The sequence below is a fragment of the Caulobacter sp. FWC2 genome, from assembly GCF_002742625.1.
GTDB lineage: Bacteria > Pseudomonadota > Alphaproteobacteria > Caulobacterales > Caulobacteraceae > Caulobacter.
In genome coordinates, this window is record NZ_PEBF01000001.1 from 4,480,646 (window position 1) to 4,498,488 (window position 17,843).

10 protein-coding genes are annotated in these 17,843 nt (G+C 67.3%); 4 read left to right on the forward strand and 6 right to left on the reverse strand.

Annotation, left to right across the window (positions count from 1 at the left end; translation table 11 throughout):
- Positions 1-51 precede the first annotated feature (51 nt).
- The gene (locus tag CSW62_RS21185) at positions 52-1,971 is read left to right on the forward strand and encodes a S9 family peptidase (protein ID WP_099581285.1); all 1,920 of its coding nucleotides are present in this window, start codon (positions 52-54) and stop codon (positions 1,969-1,971) included.
- Positions 1,972-2,210: 239 nt separating this feature from the next.
- Entirely contained in the window at positions 2,211-2,951 is a 741-nt protein-coding gene (locus CSW62_RS21190; RefSeq protein WP_099581287.1) for a FadR/GntR family transcriptional regulator, read from the forward strand.
- Between the two features lie 49 nt (positions 2,952-3,000).
- Here CSW62_RS21190 and CSW62_RS21195 read toward each other — a convergent pair whose 3' ends face one another.
- The 5 genes from CSW62_RS21195 to CSW62_RS21215 all read right to left on the reverse strand — a co-directional run bounded on the left by CSW62_RS21195 (position 3,001) and on the right by CSW62_RS21215 (position 12,788).
- Complete coding sequence (locus CSW62_RS21195) at positions 3,001-3,927, reverse strand: Gfo/Idh/MocA family protein (RefSeq protein WP_099581289.1); 927 nt, start codon at positions 3,925-3,927, stop codon at positions 3,001-3,003.
- A 94-nt stretch (positions 3,928-4,021) separates the two neighbouring features.
- Positions 4,022-4,942 (reverse strand): family 43 glycosylhydrolase, encoded by a 921-nt coding sequence (locus CSW62_RS21200; protein ID WP_099581291.1) that lies wholly within the window; start codon positions 4,940-4,942, stop codon positions 4,022-4,024.
- A 66-nt stretch (positions 4,943-5,008) separates the two neighbouring features.
- Complete coding sequence (locus CSW62_RS21205; protein ID WP_099581293.1) at positions 5,009-8,218, reverse strand: glycoside hydrolase family 2 TIM barrel-domain containing protein; 3,210 nt, start codon at positions 8,216-8,218, stop codon at positions 5,009-5,011.
- A 63-nt stretch (positions 8,219-8,281) separates the two neighbouring features.
- Positions 8,282-9,823 (reverse strand): tryptophan halogenase family protein, encoded by a 1,542-nt coding sequence (locus tag CSW62_RS21210; RefSeq protein ID WP_099581295.1) that lies wholly within the window; start codon positions 9,821-9,823, stop codon positions 8,282-8,284.
- Positions 9,824-10,001: 178 nt separating this feature from the next.
- Complete coding sequence (locus CSW62_RS21215; RefSeq protein ID WP_233206745.1) at positions 10,002-12,788, reverse strand: TonB-dependent receptor; 2,787 nt, start codon at positions 12,786-12,788, stop codon at positions 10,002-10,004.
- Positions 12,789-13,157: 369 nt separating this feature from the next.
- Here CSW62_RS21215 and CSW62_RS21220 point away from each other — a divergent pair, with 369 nt between their 5' ends.
- Together CSW62_RS21220 and CSW62_RS21225 are read left to right on the forward strand one after the other, a co-directional pair.
- Positions 13,158-14,633: a glycoside hydrolase gene (locus CSW62_RS21220; RefSeq protein ID WP_199170665.1), complete on the forward strand. Its 1,476-nt coding sequence runs from the start codon at positions 13,158-13,160 to the stop codon at positions 14,631-14,633.
- Positions 14,630-16,207 (forward strand): DUF5597 domain-containing protein, encoded by a 1,578-nt coding sequence (locus CSW62_RS21225; protein WP_143324440.1) that lies wholly within the window; start codon positions 14,630-14,632, stop codon positions 16,205-16,207. The genes CSW62_RS21220 and CSW62_RS21225 overlap by 4 nt, the downstream gene beginning before the upstream one ends.
- A gap of 58 nt (positions 16,208-16,265) precedes the next feature.
- On the opposite strand, the gene CSW62_RS21230 is transcribed toward CSW62_RS21225, so the two are convergent.
- Complete coding sequence (locus tag CSW62_RS21230) at positions 16,266-17,822, reverse strand: alpha-N-arabinofuranosidase (protein WP_099581297.1); 1,557 nt, start codon at positions 17,820-17,822, stop codon at positions 16,266-16,268.
- Positions 17,823-17,843 lie beyond the last annotated feature (21 nt).

The window sequence follows — 17,843 nt, forward strand, 5'->3', positions numbered from 1 at the left end:
GCGAATTCGAAGCACACGCCCTTTTCGGCAAGCTCACTCAAGGCTCACGTGATGTCGTTCGTGCTCTCCCTGGTCGCTGCAGCGGCCCTGCAGGCGGCCGCGCCCGCTACTCCCTCGGTCCATGGCTATGGCGCCCTGACGCTGGCTCCCGGCGGCAAGCGCCTGGCGGCCATCGAGAGCGCCGAGACCGTCGGCACGGCGTCCGACAGCCGCGCCGCCATCGTCATCCGCTCGGCCAAGGGCGAGATCACCGGCCGCTTCGATCCCTGCCAGACCTGCCGCTATGGCGGTCCGGCCTGGTCGGCCGATGGCCAGAAGCTGGCCTTTATCGGCTCGGACATGCGGGCCGGCGCGGCGACCCTGTTCGTGATTGAGGGCGACAAGGTCCGCGCCGCCGCGACCGTGAAGGGCGTGGCGAGCACGCCGCGCTGGGCGCCGAACGGCCAGTCGATCGCCATGCTCGCCACGGTTGGCGCGCGCAAGCAGACCGGCGCCACCCAGGCCGGCGTGCGCCAGGTCGGCGAAATCGGCGTCGCCGGCGCGATCGACGAGCAGCGCATCGCCTTCGTTCCGACCGCGGGCGGCGACGTGACATTCGCCTCGCCCGACGACACCTTCGTCTACGAGTACGATTGGACGCCGGATTCCAAGGGCTTCGTCGGCACGGCCGCCAAGGGCGACGGCGACAACAACTGGTGGGTCGCCAGCCTGCAGGCCTTCGGGACCGACGGCGCCAGCCGCGTGATCGCCGCGCCGAAGATGCAGCTGAACGCCCCGCGCGTGTCGCCGGACGGCAAGTCGGTGGCCTTCATCGGCGGCCTGATGAGCGACTTCGGCGCGGTCGGCGGCGACGTCTGGACCGTGCCGCTCGCGGGCGGCCAGCCGACCAACCTGACCGAGGGCTACAAGGGCACCTTCACCAGCCTGTACTGGACCGCCAAGGGCCCGATGGCCTCGGCCATCCTGGGCGGCGACAGCGCCATCGCCCGCATCGACCCGGCCGGCGGGGCCAAGGTCACGCTGATGGCGCGCGGCGAGGTCAGCTATTCGGCTGGCGACGGCCGCGTCTCGTTCGACCCCAGCGGCAAGCTGGCGGCAACGGTCGTCGACTCGTTCGCCAAGGCGCCCCAGATCCTGCTGGGCGCGCCGGAGGCGCTGAAGCCCATCACCCACGACAACGACGCCCTGACCGCCAACTACATCGGCAAGAGCGTCACCTGGAAGAACGAGGGCTTCGACGTCCAGGGCTGGCTGCAAGCCCCGGCTAAGGTCGAGCCGGGCAAGACCTATCCGATGGTCGTCATCGTCCACGGCGGCCCGTCCTCGGCCGTGACCTCGCGCTTCGGCTCCAGCGGCACGGTCTATGACCTGCTGAAGGCCGGCTACTACGTGTTCCAGCCCAATCCGCGCGGCAGCTTCGGCCAGGGCGAGGCCTTCAAGACCAGCAACCGCCGCGACTTCGGCGGCGGCGACCTGCGCGACATCCTGGCCGGCGTGGACGCGGTCGAGAAGATCGCCCCGGTCGACGACAAGCGCCTGGGCGTGTTCGGCCACAGCTACGGCGGCTACATGACCATGTGGACGGTGACCCACAGCCAGCGCTTCAAGGCCGCCGTGGCCGGCGCCGGCATCGCCAACTGGATCAGCTATTATGGCCAGAACGGCATCGACCAGTGGATGGTCCCGTTCTTCGGCGACACCGCCTACAACGACCCGGCGATCTACGACAAGCTGTCGCCGATCCGCACGATCAAGGACGCCAAGACCCCGACCTTCATCTATGTCGGCGAACGCGACGTCGAGACCCCGGCGGCCCAGTCGATGGAGTTCTGGCACGGCCTGAAAGCCATGAACGTCGAGACCTCTCTGGTCATCTACCAGGACGAAGGCCACGGCATCCGCCGGCCGGAGAACCGCACCGACCTGACCAACCGCATCGTGGGCTGGTTCAATTCGCACCTGGGGTCGTAGGCGGCCCGTCGCGCCCCCATATCAGCAGTCGCTCCCGCCCTTGCGGCGGGAGCGACCCGCAAGCTGATTGCCCAGCGCTCGCCAACCTGAGTTGCAGTCGGCCCGCCGGGTCGTTCGTCGCCGAGCAGGCAGGCCGCGGACTTGACCTGAGGATGTAGCTGCCTGTTTCAGGGGCGCCCGAAGCGCGCTACAGAAGGATGACAACCTTAGCGAAGCCGTCGCGGAAAGAATACGAGCCGATGCGCACACAGCCCGGCACCAGCTTGACCTACTCGCTTGTCGAAGCGCTCGGTCAGGCCATCGTCACGGGCGAGTTCGTTGCCGCAGGATTTCCGACGGAAGCCGAAGTCTCCAAGCGCTTCGGCGCCAGCCGAACGGTGACGCGTGAGGCGGTGAAGATGCTGACGGCCAAGGGCCTGCTCAGCGCCCGCCCCCGGCATGGCACCGTGGTCGAGCCGGAAGCCGAGTGGAACATGCTCGATCCCGACGTGCTGCGTTGGCTGCTGGAGCGCAAGTTCTCGCTGCGCCTGCTGACCGAGTTCACAGAGATGCGCCTGGGACTGGAGCCCGCCGCCGCGGCGCTGGCCGCTCGCAACGCCGATGAGGCGGGACTCGAGGAAATCCGCCGGGGCCTGCGCCGGATGAAGGCCGCGGCCAGGGGCGAGGATGACGCGCTGGCCGCCGACATCGCCTTCCACATCGCCATCCTCAGCGCGACGCAGAACCCGTTCTACCGCGAGCTCCACGAGCTGGTGAACACGGCGCTGCGGATCTCCATCCGCTTCACCAACCGCATCAAGGGCCGGACGGCGTCGATCCCCTCGCACGAGGATGTGGCCGAGGCGATCATCGCCCGCGACGCCGACAAGGCTTCGGCCGCCATGCGCGAGATCATCCTCGACGTTCTCGAACTCGTACGCTCGGCTTCGGACCTGGCCGCGTCGGACCTAGCCGCGTCGCCGGACGCCGTCACGGGGTAGTCCCCGGACGCTCGCCGCTCGCCGAGCGCCTTGGTGGATCCCGGAGCGCCTATTCGACGAACGGCTCGACCAGGGTTCGGCGGCCAAGCAGAAAGGCGTCTGCGACCAGGGCCAGGGGCCTCACGTCGATATCTGACTGGCCGCTTCGGATCAGCGCGCTGAAACGACGATACAGGCCGGGATATTCGGTGTCCGCCGCCTCCACGATCCGCCGGCCGCCGATATCGAGCACCGCTCCGCCCAGCGACAGGCACAGTTTTTCCGTGTCCGTCTCGATCTCGATGCTCCAGGTCTGAGGACCGGTCTGCAGGAAGTCGAAATCCGCGCTGATCGTCGTGGCGTCGAGGTCCGTCATCTCGATATGGGCCGCGACCGGGCTTTGGACGTTCGCCGGTATGTCCAGGGCCGCGCCGGTGACGAACACCTCACGCGGCATGATTTCGGTCAGGATCGACAGGGCGTTGATGCCCGGATCGAAAACGCCGAGTCCGCCGGCTTCCCAGATCCAGGTCTGCCCGGGATGCCAGCGCCGCACGTCTTCTCGCCACTGGATGTCGACCCGGCGGATGCGGCGATCCGCGAGCCAGGCCTTGGCGGTCGGAACGCCCGCGGCGAACCGCGAATGCCAGCTTGTGAAGAGCGTCACCTTGTTGTCGGCGGCGAGCGCGGCGAGGTCGCGCACTTCGCCAACGCTCACGCCGGGCGGCTTCTCCAGGAAGACATGCTTGCCGGCGTTCAAGGCCGCCACGGCGGTCCGCCAGCGAACCTGCGGCGGCGTACACAGCGCGACCGCGTCGATGGTCGGGCCCTGCTCGAGCATGGCTTCGAGCGATGGAAAGGCCGGTACGCCGACATCGACGTGGGCGCGGCTGGCCACGGCCGCCAGCGCCCAGTCGGGGTCCGCCGCCAGGGACGGAATATGCTGGTCACGCGCGATCTTGCCGACGCCGACAATGCCAATTTTTATCCCGGTCATACCGCCCCCGAATGTTGCGCCGGTATTATACTACAAATGAGCAGTGTCCAAGCCTTGGTCCGGCTGGCGCGAGGCCAGCCGATCCGGTCGGGCGCTAGGGTTTGGGCTTGGGCCGCACCTCCTCGATCGCGCCATCCGCGCCATAGCGCAGGGGCTCGATGGCGATAGAACGGCGATGGTCGCCGCCGCCGGGCAGCAGATTGTCGTGGTAGAACAGCCACGTCCGCCCCTCGGCCTCGATGATCGCCTGGTGGTTGGTGGAGATGGTCCGATAGTCCAGGATCACGCCGCGATAGGCGTAGGGTCCCATCGGGGACTTGGACGTGGCGTAGACGATCTGGCCCGGCCAGCCGGTCGAGAAGCTGAAATAGTACAGCCCCTGGCGCTTATGGATGAACGGCGCCTCGCCAAATTTCTTCTTGGGGTCGTCGGAGGGAAGGCCCGTCACGACCAGGTCCTCGATCGGTCCGGCCAGGCTGACCATGTCCTTGCCCAGCTTGACGATCTTGGGCTCGCGGCAGCCGAAGACCATGTAGGCTTGGCCGTCGTCGTCGATCAGCACCTGCGGGTCGATCGGCTCGGCGCCGGTGTTGGCGTCGCGCGCCTTATCGACCAGGGGCGCGCCGATAGCGTCCTTGAAGGGCCCCTCGGGGCGGTCAGCGACGGCCACCCCGATTTTGTCGCCGCCCACCGGCGCGTAGAAATAGTATTTTCCATTGCGATAGGCCGCGTCCGGCGCCCACGCCTTGGCGTCGGGCCTGGCCCACGAAAATACCGAAACGCCCAGGAACGCGCCGCCGTCCTTCCAGGTCTTGAAGTCCTTGGAGGTGTAGAGCCGCCAGGTGGTCGAGTCCCAGTACGTTCCCGAGTTGGACGCGTCGTCGGTGGCGTAGAGATAGTAGCCGGACCTGAAGACGTGGGGCGACGGGTCGGCGTTGAAACGCGGGCTGATCGGCTCGCCGGCCAGCGCCGGACCGGCCAGAAACGCCGCCAGGGCGAACGTGAGAAGCTTCATTCGAATTCTCTGAGTTTGGCCCCTCCGGCGATCGCCAGAGGGCCATGACGAGATGGAAAACGGCGGCTATTGCGGCGTCGTTGCTTGCGCCGGCGAAGCCTTGTCGGGCGTTGCGCCCTCCCCATCGAAGGGCTCCAGCCGGAACGCGACGCGGATCGGCTCCAGCCTGGTACGGTACTGCATGTGCGGTTGGCCGACATGGTTCCAGGCCGTGTCCCCGCCAACGCCCCACTGCGCGCCATCGACCAGCAGCGAGACCTCGTCGTGCGGAACGATGTCGCTGCTTTTCCACGTCCCTTCCGGCCGCCGGTAGAGGTCGGCATAGGGGAAGGCCAGCACGTTCATCATCAGCGGCGTCGCGCCTCGGACCCGCAGACCCTGGCCCTCGCCCGAGACTTCCATCCAGCGCACGTCGACCTTGTTGCCGGTGTCCTGGGGCCGCATGTAGTCGTGATTCTGATCGGCGATCAGACCGCGCCACAGACCGATCGGCGCGCTGGTCTTGCGGTCGACATAGCTCTCGTGCGGACCCCGTCCATACCATTCCACCGTCTTGACGCTGGTCGGCAGAGTGAACCAAAGCCCCACGCGAACCGGCGGCGGCAGATCGTCCTTCAGCGGGGTCAGCTGGCCAGCCACGTCGACCGCGCCGTCGCCATTCATGGTGTAGGTCGTGACGAAGCGCGCCGCGCCGGCGCCGAGCTCGTGATCGACGCTGATCCGCCCGGCCTTGGCGTCGACCGTGATCGTCCGCGTCTGGCGCGTCGTGGTCATCGCCTTCCACGGCGTCTGCTGATTGACCGTGCCCGTCAGGGTGTCGTTGTCGGTCTCGGCTCGGAAGAAGTTCGGCTGACCGCCCTTGAGTGTCGCGCCGCCAGGCTTGCCATAGCTCATGACCAAGCCCGTCTTGCGATCCAGCATGAGGGTGGTTCCAGCCGCCGATAAGGAGATCAGGTCAGCGGTCTCTTTCACCGCGACCGAGCCCGAGGCGGCCTGAGTCAGGGCGGAAACCGGCTGAGTCAGCGCGAACTGCTCCCAGCCGACGACATAGCCTTCGGGCGTCAGCGGAACGGAACCCGCCTTGGCCTTGGCGCGGATCGTGACCAAATACTCCGCGCCCGACTTCCGCGCGACGCCGGCCAGCGGCAGCGTGATCGTCTGGGTCGCTCGCGCCTGGGTCGCCAGGGCGGGCAGGTCGCCCGAGGCGATGGTGACGCCGTTCTCCTGCAGCGCCCATTCGAAGGCAAAGCCCGACAGGTCGCGGAAGTCGTGGCGATTGCGCACCGTCACCGTCCCGCGCGCGGGATCGAAGGCCTCAAACTGGATGGGCGAGAGCACCTTCTGAACTTCATAGAGGTGCGGATTGGGCGTGCGGTCGGGCTGGTTGAGGCCGTCGCCGAACTCGACGTCGCCGCCGGGATTGGGCCCATACTCGCCGCCGTCGCCCCAGTAGCGGCGGCCATCCTTGGCGTAGCGGTACATCGACTGGTCGACCCAGTCCCAGATGAAGCCGCCCTGCAGCTTGTCGTACTTGTAGATGGTGTCCCAATAGTCCTTGAAGTTCCCACCGGAGTTACCCTGCATGTGGGAATATTCGCACTGGATCATCGGCTGGGTGCGGGTCGGGTCCTGGGCCCAGTCAACCATCTTCTCGATGTCGTCGTACATCGGCGCGTAGACGTCGACATAGGCGTTGGGCGCATGGTTCCAGTCCAGCGTGCCCCAGCCCAGATACGAGATCAGGCGCGAGGGATCGCGCTTGCGGGCCTCGGCGGCGGCCTTCTGGAAATTGGGTCCGATGCCGGCCTCGTTGCCCAGCGACCAGAAGATCACCGAGGGGTGGTTCTTGTCGCGCTCGACCATGTTCAGCACGCGGCTGACGTGCGCGCCTTCCCAGGCCGGGTCGAAGCCGATCTGCAGCTTGGGCCGCAGTTCGGGATGCTTGTTGGCGTAGTCCATATAGGCGTGGCTCTCGATATCGGCCTCATCCATGACATAGAGGCCGTATTCGTCGGCCAGGGCGTACCAGAGCTCGGCGTTGGGATAGTGCGAGGTGCGCACGGCGTTGATGTTGTTGCGCTTCATCAGCTCGATGTCGCGCCGCATGCTGGCTTCGGAGATGACGTGGAACGTCTCCGGATCGTGCTCGTGGCGATTGACGCCGCGGATGACGATCGGCTTGCCGTTCACGGCCACGCGGCCGTTCTTGATCTCGACGGTGCGGAAGCCGATGCGCTGGGGCGTGGCCTGGATCACGCCGCCCTTGGCGTCCAGCACCTCGACCAGCAGGGTGTAGAGGTTGGGGGTCTCGGCGGTCCATTGGCGAACGTTGGGGACGCTGGCCGAGAGGGTCTGGGTCTTGGCCACGCCGGCGGCGACCTTGGCCTCCTGGGTCAGGACCGTCTTGTCGCCGTCCAGCAGGGTCATGCGCACGGTCACGGCCTGGTCGCGCTTCGTCAGCGCCACGTCGGTCGACAGCACGCCGTCGCGATAGGCCTTGTCGAGGCCGGCATGGACGAAGAGGTCGGTCAGGCGGACCTTCGGCGCGGCCTTCAGATAGACCGAGCGCTCGATGCCCGAGACCCGCCAGAAGTCCTGGTCCTCCAGATAGCTGCCGTCCGACCAGCGGTGGATCTGGATCGCGACGATGTTCTTCTGGCCAGGCTTCAGGAGCCTGGTCACGTCAAACTCGCTGGGAAGCTTGGAGTCTTCCGAATAGCCGGCTTCGCTGCCGTTGACCCAGACGCGATAGGCCGAACCGGCCGCGCCGATGTGCAGGATGACGTCCTGGCCCGACCAGCCGGCAGGGATCTCGAAGGTCCTCCGATACGAGCCGACGGGATTGGTGGCGTGCGGGATCAGCGGGCGGTTGGCCGGGAACGGGTAGGTGATGTTGTTGTACCGGGGCTGGTCGTAGCCCTCGGTCTGCCACAGGGCCGGGACCTTGATGGTCTTCCAGCTGGACACGTCATAGTCCGGCTTCTCAAAACCCTCGGGAACGTTGTCGGACGACGGCGAGAAGCTGAACGACCATTGGCCGTCCAGGGTCTGGTAGCGGCTCGACTTGACCGGGTCGCCGGCCAGCGCCGCCGCGCGGGTCTCGAATGGGAAGTGCGTCGCGCTGGCCGCCAGCTTTCCCCGCGCATAGACCGCCGGGTTCTCCCAGTCGGGGCGCGAGGCGTCGACCTGCACCGGCTGGACCCGCGGCGGCTCCTCGGCGGCCGCGATGCTCGCCAGACTCAGCCAGGCGACGCTGGCCAACAGGATCTTCTTCATACGCACCCTCCCATCCGGAGCGAGTCCGGTTGTATTTATCAGACAATTACGATCAGGCCGGCGTCAACACTTCGCGGCGCAATGGGCCCTGATGAAGTCAGCGTGGATCGGCATGGCGGCCGCCGCCTGGGCCGCCGCTTCCGCGCTCCTGGCCAGACGCGCGGCGGCCATGTCCGGGGGAACCCCCAGCGCCAGCGGGTCGTCTTCGCCCGCCCCGAGCTCCTGCCCCTCCATCACCGCCAGCCAGCTGGTCTTGGTGAAGAGCTCGTCGCTCTCGCGGAAAATGCGTCCGGTGGCGCGATGGATGGCCAGCCGCTCGGCCAGGCTGTCAGGCGGGGTCATGGTCCGCAGTTCGCGCCAGTACGGCGTGTCGTCGCGCTGGGTGACGTGGAAGTGCAAGACCAGGAAATCGCGGACATTGTCGAAGTCCGCCGCCATCAGGCGGTTGTAGCGCCGCGCGTCGGCAGGCTCGAACGCCTTGGTCGGCAGCATTTCCAGCAGGCGCGCCACGCCGGACTGGATCAGGTGGATGCTGGTGCTCTCCAGCGGCTCCAGGAAGCCCGACGCCAGTCCAAGGGCCACGACATTCTTGACCCAGCAGGCTTCGCGACGGCCCGCCTGGAAGGTCAGCAGTCGCGGCTCGGCCAGGGGCTCGCCGTCCAGGCCCGACAACAGGGTCGCCGTCGCCTCGTCGACCGAGACGTGCCGGCTGGAGAACACATAGCCGTTGCCCGTGCGGTGCTGCAGGGGGATGCGCCACTGCCAGCCCGCCTCGCGGGCCGTCGAGCGCGTGAAGGGCGTGGGCGGACCGACATTGGCCGACGGCACGGCCAGCGCCCGGTCGTTGGGCAGCCAGCGCGACCAGTCCTCGAACCCCGTTCCCAGGGCCTGGCCCAGCAGCAGCGACCGGAAGCCTGAGCAGTCGATGAAAAGGTCGCCCGCGATGCGCTCGCCGCTGGCCAGGGTCACGGCCTCGACGAAGCCGTCCGCGCCGCGCAGGGCGACATCGACGATCTTGCCTTCGCGGCGGACGACGCCAGCGGCCTCGGCAAGGGTTCGCAACATGCGGGCATAGAGCGCCGCGTCGAAGTGGAAGGCGTAGCCCATCGGCGGCGGACCGTTGGCTGCCTGCGAGATCGGCGCGAACCGCCCCTGGGCGGCGGCCTGGGCGCAGACCGAATAGCTGTCCAGAGGCCCGGCCTGTCCGGCCCGGTTCAGGCGTCGCCAGACCGCCTCGAACGGCGCGACGCCGAAGTCATGGCCATAGACGCCGAACGGATGGAAGTAGCGATGTCCCAGCCGGGTCCAATCGACAAACTCGATGCCCAGCTTGAATGTGCCCTGCGTTTCGCGGACGAAGGTCGCCTCGTCGAGGCCCAACAGGCCGTTGAAGGCGCGGATCGGCGGAATGGTGGCTTCGCCCACGCCGACAATGCCGATCTCCTCGGACTCGATCAGCGTGATCGCGGGGCCGCGCGGCCCCAGCACTTTCGACAGGGCGGCCGCGGCCATCCAGCCGGCGGCGCCGCCACCGACGATGACGATACGCGAAAGCGCGCCTTCCCGGGCGGGGGGCGCGACTGATGTCGAGAAAGCCTCGGTCATGAATAACCTTGCGGGCGGCCAGGAGCCTTCCAGCTTCGTGGGGCGCGGACAAAAGGGCTCGAAATCATAGACTTGGATCGCCGATACGCCAGAGCCGCCAAGACGCCCGGCCCTCGCGCTCCCAGCAAAAAGACGCCGGCGTGGCGACAAGCGCCACGCCGGCTAGCAGGGGAGGAGTTTAGTAGGTGACGCGCACGGCGAAGCCGAAGCGCCGGTCGTTCAGCTGGTACTGCAACGGCGCGGCGGACGTGCCGATGTAGAGGACGTTCATGCGGTTGTTGATGTTGACGGCGTCAAACGACACGGCGACGTGCTCGTTGATGTCGTAGCTGACCGAGGCGTCCAGCGAGGCGTACGGCTTGGCGTATTGCGGGATGCCGTTGGCGCCGCTGCCCGTCGTCTGGTCCAGATAGGCCGAGCGCCAGTTATAGGCGATGCGGCCGCTGACCGGCCCCTTCTGATACAGCCCGACGAGGTTGTAGCTGTTCTTGGACAGCTTCTCGAGCGGCACCTGGGTCGGGATGCTCGAGCCCGCCGTGGCGAACGGGTTGCTCACGCTGGAGTCGACATAGGTGTAGTTGGCCTGCAGGCCCAGGCCGCTGAACACGCCCGGCAGGAAGTCGAAGAACTGCTGGTAGCCCAGCTCGATCCCCTTGACCGTGCCCTTGCCCGAATTGACCACCGTGCCGACGTCGTAGACGACGCCGTTATAGCTGCCCACCACCGTGCCGCCGGCCAGGAAGCCGTCGACCTTCTTGTAGAAGGCGCCCGCGGTCAGCGAGCCGGTGCTGGAGAAGTACCACTCGGCCGTGACGTCGTAGTTGTCGGACTCGATCGGACGCAGGGCCGGGTTGCCCGAGCTGGCGCTGGGGTGGCCGGTGACCGGGTTGACCTGGTTGGGGTTGTTCAGAGTCAGGTTGGTCGACAGCTGGTCGAAGTTCGGGCGAGCCAGACCCTTCGAATAGGCCAGGCGCGCCTGCAGGGTGTCGGTCAGCTTGGCGCGCAGATTGAAGCTGGGCAGAACCCGCGTGTAGCTGTTGTCGACATCGATCGCCTTCGAAGTGCCGTCGGCGTTGAACTGGGTGCCCGTCGATGTGGCCTCGGTCTTGATCACCCGCACGCCGACGCCGCCGTCGATGGCCACGCCGCCGATCTCGGTCGCGTAGTCGGCGACCGCCCAGCCGGTATAGGTCTTCTCGGTCTGGCTGTTCAGGTCGCCCGGGGTGAAGTTGTCCTTCGTGGTCGCGCCCAGCATGGCGTACAGCGCCTTGGTCTGGGCCCAGACCCCGTCGCCCGTCGGGAATGCCGGATAGAGCAGACCGGCCTTGACCGTGTTGCCGTCGAACCAGTCCTTGGACGGGCCCTTCATGGACAGCTGCGGGTGAGCGCTCAGCGGAACCAGCGGCGTGCCGGCCGGGGCCGAACAGTTCGGGTCGGCGCCCAGCGAGGTCACGCAGACCCCGTGCCAGGTGCCGCGCAGGTCGATGGTGTTGTCGGAATAGCGCGCGCCGCCGCGCAGCTTGTCGAAGAAGCCGCCCTCGAAATCGTACTCGAAGTCGCTGGTCAGGGCCAAGGTCTCGGCATCGTTCCGCTGCAGGGAGTCGGCGATGTACGGGGTGGTGTAGTTGGCCGGATTGTTCAGTAGCGACGGGTCGCGGACCTCGAAGCGCGGATACTTGCCGGTCAGGTCGAAGTCGACGACCGTCTTGTGCGGCGTGGTCAGGCCCGTCTGGCCGGCCTGGGTGTACAGCGACAGGACGTGGCCGTTGCGGTCGGCGTTGTAGTACGACTTCAGGTACTGGGCGTCGGCATTGACCTTCAGCTTGTCGCTGACCCGCCAGGCGGCGTTCAGGGTGAAGTTCTGGCTCTGGCTCCAGAGCTGCTGGTCATAGCGGCCGGTCTCGAAGGTCTGGTTCTGCAGCGAACCCTTGGTGGCGTAACCCTCGTCGTTGAAGCTGAAGGCCGCGCCCGGCAGCGGGTCGGTGCCGTAGTTGGTCACCACGCCGGCGGCGTTCCGCACGTTCGAGCGATTGTTGTAGTCGTAGTAGTAGGCGCCGGTCCGATTGAACCAGTACTTGGTGCGCTGGTACTGGGCCGTGATCAGCAGATCGTCGCTGGGCTTCCACTGGAAGGCCGTGGCGATGCCCAGGCGCTTGCGATCGCCGGTGTCGTCATAGATTTCGAAGCCGTAGGGCACCTGGGCGTTGGCCGGCGCGCCAGCGATCGAGCCCGCCGGAACCGTGTCGAACGGGCCGGCCAGCAGGCCGTCCTGGCGATAGTGCGACTTGCTGAGCACGGCGTTGATCAGGAAGCCCATCTCGCCGGCCGAGGTGTCCCAACGGTTGCTGTACAGACCGGAGATCGAGCCGCCATCCTTGCCGACGCGGTCGTAATAGTTGCCGCGCAGCGTGGCGCTGAGCACGCGGCCGGGCGCGTCGAACGGCTTGCGCGTGCGCAGGTTCACCGCGCCGCCGACGCCGCCTTCGATGATGTTGGCCGGGGCGTTCTTGTAGACGTCGATGCCCGAGAGCAGTTCCGGGGGCACGCCTTCCAGGTCGAAGGCTCGGCCGCCCGAGGCGGAGTAGACGGCGCGGCCGTCCAGGAAATTCTGCACCTGGGTCAGGCCGCGCACGGTGACGGCGGGCTGAGTGCGGTGATCGAAGTCGGTGGCCCCTTCGCCATAGCGGCGCTGGATCTGCACGCCCGTGATGCGCTGCAAGGCCTCGGTGGTGTTGGCGTCGGGCAGCTTGCCGATGTCCTGAGCCTGGACCGAATCGACGATCTGGTCGGCGTTGCGCTTCAGCGCCTGGGCCGAACGCAGGCTTTCGCGCACGCCGGTGACCACGACCTCTTCCACGGCGGTGCTGTTGTCTTGGGTCGATTGGGCCTGGGCGGCCCATGGGGCCGAGATGGCCATAGCCAGCAGCGATACACCGACGCTAAAGCGGTATTTGCCCGTCTTCATCCTTGTTCCCTCTCCTAACGGCGTCCGATCGCGCTCGTTGCGGCGCGATTTCTTGTCGGACATAAACCGCATTCATTTGTACTACAAGTAGTAAGATTGTAAGTCGTTTGAGGTCGAACCTTGCGATGAGAGAGGTCAGGGTGATCGTTTTCCTTTGCTTTCCAGGACTTGCGCGTCTTGACGAGGGGGGCGCACCCGCCCGCGGCGCGACCCCTTGGCCTCCGTTGCTGTCGGAAGGGACCCGATGAGCCGGGCGGTGTGGCTTTTTCGCAGTAGCCGAGGCGCGCCTGCGGCCAGCAAGGCGCGGAGCGCGCGCCTACGCGGCGCTCAGGGCGATCCGACCCGTCGTGGCCTCCTGGCGGCGGCCGGATGGCTGGTCGGCGCTTCGTCGGCTGCCGCCGCTTCGCTCGACGCGATCACGATACCGCTGCGCGTGGGCCGCCCCGGCGTGGTCTCGAGGGCTGGGGAACGGCCCTGGCCTGGTTCGCCAACGTCACGGGCGGCTGGCCGGCGGCTGACCGCGAGCGGCTGGCCGATCTGCTCTACGGACCGGGCGGCCTGGGCTTCACCATCGCCCGCTACAATATCGGCGGCGGGGACGCTCCGGAGACCAAGCCCTACCTGCGCACCGGAGCGGCCGTGCCTGGCTTCTGGCGTCGCCCGATGGGCGCGACCGGAAACGACTGGTGGCGACCGGACCGCGAGGAGATGTGGGACTGGTCGGCGGACAGCGCCCAGCGGTGGTGGCTCGACGCGATCAAGGCGCGGGCGCGGGCGCCCATCTTCGAAGCCTTCTCGAACTCACCGCCCTGGTTCATGACGATCAGCGGCAAGGTGTCGGGCGCCGAAAAGGCCACCGACGACAACCTGCGCCCCGGACAGGAAGGGCTCTTCGCCGCCTACATGGCCCGCGTCGTCGACGAGCTCCAGCGCCGCCACGGCATCGCCTTCAGAACGCTGTCGCCGGTCAACGAGCCCAACACCGACTACTGGCACGCGGCCAATACCCAGGAGGGCGCCCACTGGAGCCCGCAGCGCCAGGCGGCGATGATCGTGGCGACCGCTGCCACGCTTCGCGCGCGGGGCCTCAAGACGACGATCAGCGCGCCGGACGAGACCAACTCGCATGTCTTTCTGCGCGACTGGGCCGGCTATCCCGCTGAGGCCAGGGCCGCGATCGGGCAGCTCAACGTGCACAGCTACGGGAGCCTCCATCAGACGGGTGTTCGCGACGTCGCGCGCGCCTCCGGGATCCGCCTGTGGATGTCGGAGAACGATACGCCTCTGGACAAGGATCCGGAAGATTTCGACAGCCTCGACTCGGCCCTGGCCTTCGCCGAGCACGTCGTCATGGACCTCAAGCGGCTCGAGCCCAGCGCCTGGGTGTTCTGGCAGGCCGTGGAAGATCTCAGCACCCGCAACGGCGCGGGCGGCTCCAATTGGGGATTGATCAAGGCCGATCTGCGCGCCGAGCCCAGCGCGGCCCACCCGCTGCACGTGACCCTGAAATACTGGGTGATGGCGCAGTTCAGCCGCCACATCCGGCCAGGCTATCGGCTCGCGCCCGTGGACGATCTGGACACGGTGGCGGCCCTTTCGCCCGACGGCGACGAACTGGTCCTGGTTCACGTTAACGGCGGGCTGTCCCCCCGTCGCCTTGTGACGCCGCCGGGCTGGTCGGGTCGAATGTTCCTCACCGACCGCGTCCATCGCGATGCGCCGATCCAGGGCGCGATCGCCCCGCCGCGATCCGTCGTCACGCTAGTCCTAAGGGCCGATGCAAGGCCCGGAAGTCAGAAGCCGGTCCGAAATGAGAGACCGCGCCGTATGGGAGCACCAGGATGAAACTTCGAACTCTTGCCTTGGCCGGCGCTGTGCTGAGCCTCGCCGCGCCCGCCGCCGCGCAGTCCGTGCGACTGGCGCCGACGGCGTCGGGCAAGCCGGCCCTGCAGGTCGACGGGCGACCGTTTCTCGTGCTCGGCGTCCAGCTCAACAATTCGAGCGGCTATGGGCCGATCCTGCGAGACCTGGCCCCGGCCATCGCCCGGAGCCACGCCAACACCGTCATGGCGCCGGTCGGCTGGGAGTCCACCGAACCCGTCGAGGGACAGTTTGATTTCTCGGTCGTCGACGGCCTGATCGCCGAGGCGCGGACGCAGAAGGTGCGTCTGGCCCTGCTATGGTTCGGCACCTGGAAGAACGGCGCGATGGGCTACACGCCCGCCTGGGTCAAGCGCGATGCGACACGCTTCGAAAGGGTGATCAATGCGCAGGGCCGCCCGGTCGAAGCCCTGAGCCCCTTGAGCGCGGCGGGGCGGGCCGCCGACGCGCGCGCCTTCGCCGCCCTTATGGCCCACCTCAAGCTGGTCGATAGTCAGCAGCGCACGGTGATCATGGTCCAGGTCGAGAACGAGGCCGGTGTCCTGGGCTCGGATCGGGACTATTCGCCAAAGGCCCAGCGGCTGTTCGACGGCGCCGTACCGGACGACATGCCGGGCGCCAAGCCTGGATCCTGGACCGCCAACTTCGGCGCCCGCGCGCCCGAGGCGTTCATGGCCTACCATACCGCGCGCTATGTCGGCGCGGTCGCTGCGGCGGGCAAGGCCGCCTACGATCTGCCGCTCTACGTCAATGTCTGGCCGCGCGAGCAGCCGGGGCTTGAGCGGCCAGGAGACAGCTCCCCGTCGGGCGGGGCCGTTTCGTGGCTGCTGGAGGCCTGGCGACGTCTCGCGCCGGCCGTGGATGTCGTCGGGGTCGACAACTACGACACCAACGTCGCGCCCTACACCGCCATCGCCCGCGCCTATGACGTGGCCGGCAATCCGCTGTTCGTGCCGGAGACCGGCGGCTCGATGGCGCACGCGCGCCACGCCTTCTGGACGGTCGCCCAGCCCTATAGCCTGGGCATCTCCAAGTTCGGCCTGGACGCGGGCTTTGGGCTTGAGGGCGACAAGCCCAAGGCCGAGCCGATCGCCGTCACCTACGGCCTCCTGCAGGACACCGCACCCTTCCTTCTGCCGTTACGGGATGCGGGCAAGGTGGGCGTGGCGGTCGAGGAAGATGGCATGGCCAACATTCCGCTGACCTTCTCGCAATACGATCTGACCGTGCGGTTCGGTCCCGTGCGCGACGGCTACGGCGGACCGCGCGGCCAAGGTACTTCCGACCTGTCCGGCAGGGCCATCGTCGCCGAAGTCGAGCCCGACACGTTCTTCGTGACGGGAACTTCGGCCAACCTGAAATTCGCGTCAAAGCTCGGCGAGACCGGCGGCGTCGAACTGCTGAGCGTCGAAGAGGGGCGGCTCAAGGCCGGTCATTGGACCCGCGAGCGCTTCCTGAACGGCGACGAGACCGCCTTCGGCCTTGTCCTGCCTGCGGAAGGCCGCTCGCTCATGGTCCGCGTCCAACGGCAACCCTGAGGGTCGTGATCGAGAACGGCCGCGGGACCGCGACATTCGCGGTCCCGCGTCGGCAGATCTAGTCGACCGCCACGACCACCACCGACTTGGACGGGATATCGAGCGTCAGCTTATCACCCGACAGCTTGGCGCCCTTGAAGGGCGCCGGCGCGACGGCGGGCTTGGCGCCGAAGGCGTTCACGGCGTCCATCTTTTCGGCGGTCAGCACCTGGCCTGACACGGCCTTGGCCTTCAGCGCGCCCATGGCCACGGACAGCTTGACGCTGTCATCCGGCGACATGTTGGCGACGGCGATATAGGTCTTGCCGTCCTTGCCCTTGGCGGCCGAGGCGTTGAAGGCGGGGATCTTGCTGCCGCCCACGTCGATCTCGGGCGCGGTGACGTCCAGCGGGATCGCCGTCGAGTCCTGGAAGGGCGCGTACATCTTGTAGGCGTAATAGGTTGGCGTCAGGACGATCTGGTCGCCCCGGGTCAGGATCATCGCCTGCAGCACATTGATGGTCTGGGCGATGTTGGTCATCTTCACACGGTCGGTATGCCGTTGGAAAATGTTGAAATTGGCCGCCGCCACCACGCCGTCGCGCAGGGTGTTCATCTGGTAGAGGTGGCCCGGATTGGTGCCCGGCTCGACGTCGTACCAGGTGCCCCATTCATCGACATAGAGGCCGATCCGCTTGGTCGGATCGTTCTTGTCCATGACCGCGATGTGCTTCTGAAGCAGGTCTTCCATCCGCAGGGTCTGGGCGAAGGTCTTGCCCCAGGCGGCCTTGTCGAAGCCGGTGGCCGCCCCCTTCTTGGACCACTCGCCGGTCGGGATCGTGTAGTAGTGCAGCGAGATGGCGTCCATGAACCTACCGGCGTTCTTGGTCACGACATCGGTCCAGTTGACGTCGAACGCGTTCGCGCCTGACGCCACCCGCGCGGCCTTGTTGTCGTCGTTCTTGTGGAAGAACGCCGAGAAGCGGCGGTATTCGTTGGCGTAGTACTCCGGCATCATCTCGCCGCCGCAGCCCCAGCTTTCGTTGCCGATGCCGATGAAGGGCACGTTGAACGGCTTGTCGCGGCCGTTGGCGCGGCGCTCCTGAGCCAGGGTGTCGTCGCCCGGCGAGACCATATACTCGATCCACTCGCGCATCTCGGTCGGGTCCGACGAGCCCATGTTGATCGAGACGTAAGGATCGGCGCCGACCTGTTCGGCGAAGTCCATGAATTCATGGGTGCCGAAGGCGTTGGTCTCGGGCGACCCGCCCCACCAGTTGTTCTTGCGCGAAGGCCGCTTGTCGCGCGGGCCGACGCCGTCGCGCCAGCGGTACTCGTCGGCGAAGCAGCCGCCCGGCCAGCGGATCACCGGCACGTGGATGTCCTTCAGGGCCGTGACGACGTCGGTGCGGATCCCGCGCACGTTCGGAATCTTCGAGTTCGTCCCCACCCAGACACCGTCATAGATGCCGGCGCCCAGGTGCTCGGAGAACTGGCCATAGATGTAGCGCGAGATCGGCGCGCCCGGCTGATCGGCCTTCAGGGTCGCATTGGCCGTCAGCTCGCCGGCGAAGGCCGAGCCGCCGAGGACGACCGTCGCCAGCGCGGCGCGGAAAAGCAACTTGATCTCAGACATGGGCAACTCCTTGAGGTCGCG

What these genes read in the sequence shown, in the direction of transcription:
- CSW62_RS21185 (WP_099581285.1), top strand. Translation starts at nt 52, where the DNA reads ATGTCGTTCGTGCTCTCCCTGGTCGCTGCAGCGGCCCTGCAGGCGGCC.
- CSW62_RS21225 (WP_143324440.1), top strand. Translation starts at nt 14,630, where the DNA reads ATGAAACTTCGAACTCTTGCCTTGGCCGGCGCTGTGCTGAGCCTCGCC.
- CSW62_RS21215 (WP_233206745.1), bottom strand. Translation starts at nt 12,788, where the DNA reads ATGAAGACGGGCAAATACCGCTTTAGCGTCGGTGTATCGCTGCTGGCT.
- CSW62_RS21210 (WP_099581295.1), bottom strand. Translation starts at nt 9,823, where the DNA reads ATGACCGAGGCTTTCTCGACATCAGTCGCGCCCCCCGCCCGGGAAGGC.
- CSW62_RS21200 (WP_099581291.1), bottom strand. Translation starts at nt 4,942, where the DNA reads ATGAAGCTTCTCACGTTCGCCCTGGCGGCGTTTCTGGCCGGTCCGGCG.
- CSW62_RS21230 (WP_099581297.1), bottom strand. Translation starts at nt 17,822, where the DNA reads ATGTCTGAGATCAAGTTGCTTTTCCGCGCCGCGCTGGCGACGGTCGTC.
- CSW62_RS21195 (WP_099581289.1), bottom strand. Translation starts at nt 3,927, where the DNA reads ATGACCGGGATAAAAATTGGCATTGTCGGCGTCGGCAAGATCGCGCGT.
- CSW62_RS21190 (WP_099581287.1), top strand. Translation starts at nt 2,211, where the DNA reads ATGCGCACACAGCCCGGCACCAGCTTGACCTACTCGCTTGTCGAAGCG.
- CSW62_RS21205 (WP_099581293.1), bottom strand. Translation starts at nt 8,218, where the DNA reads ATGAAGAAGATCCTGTTGGCCAGCGTCGCCTGGCTGAGTCTGGCGAGC.
- CSW62_RS21220 (WP_199170665.1), top strand. Translation starts at nt 13,158, where the DNA reads ATGGCTGGTCGGCGCTTCGTCGGCTGCCGCCGCTTCGCTCGACGCGAT.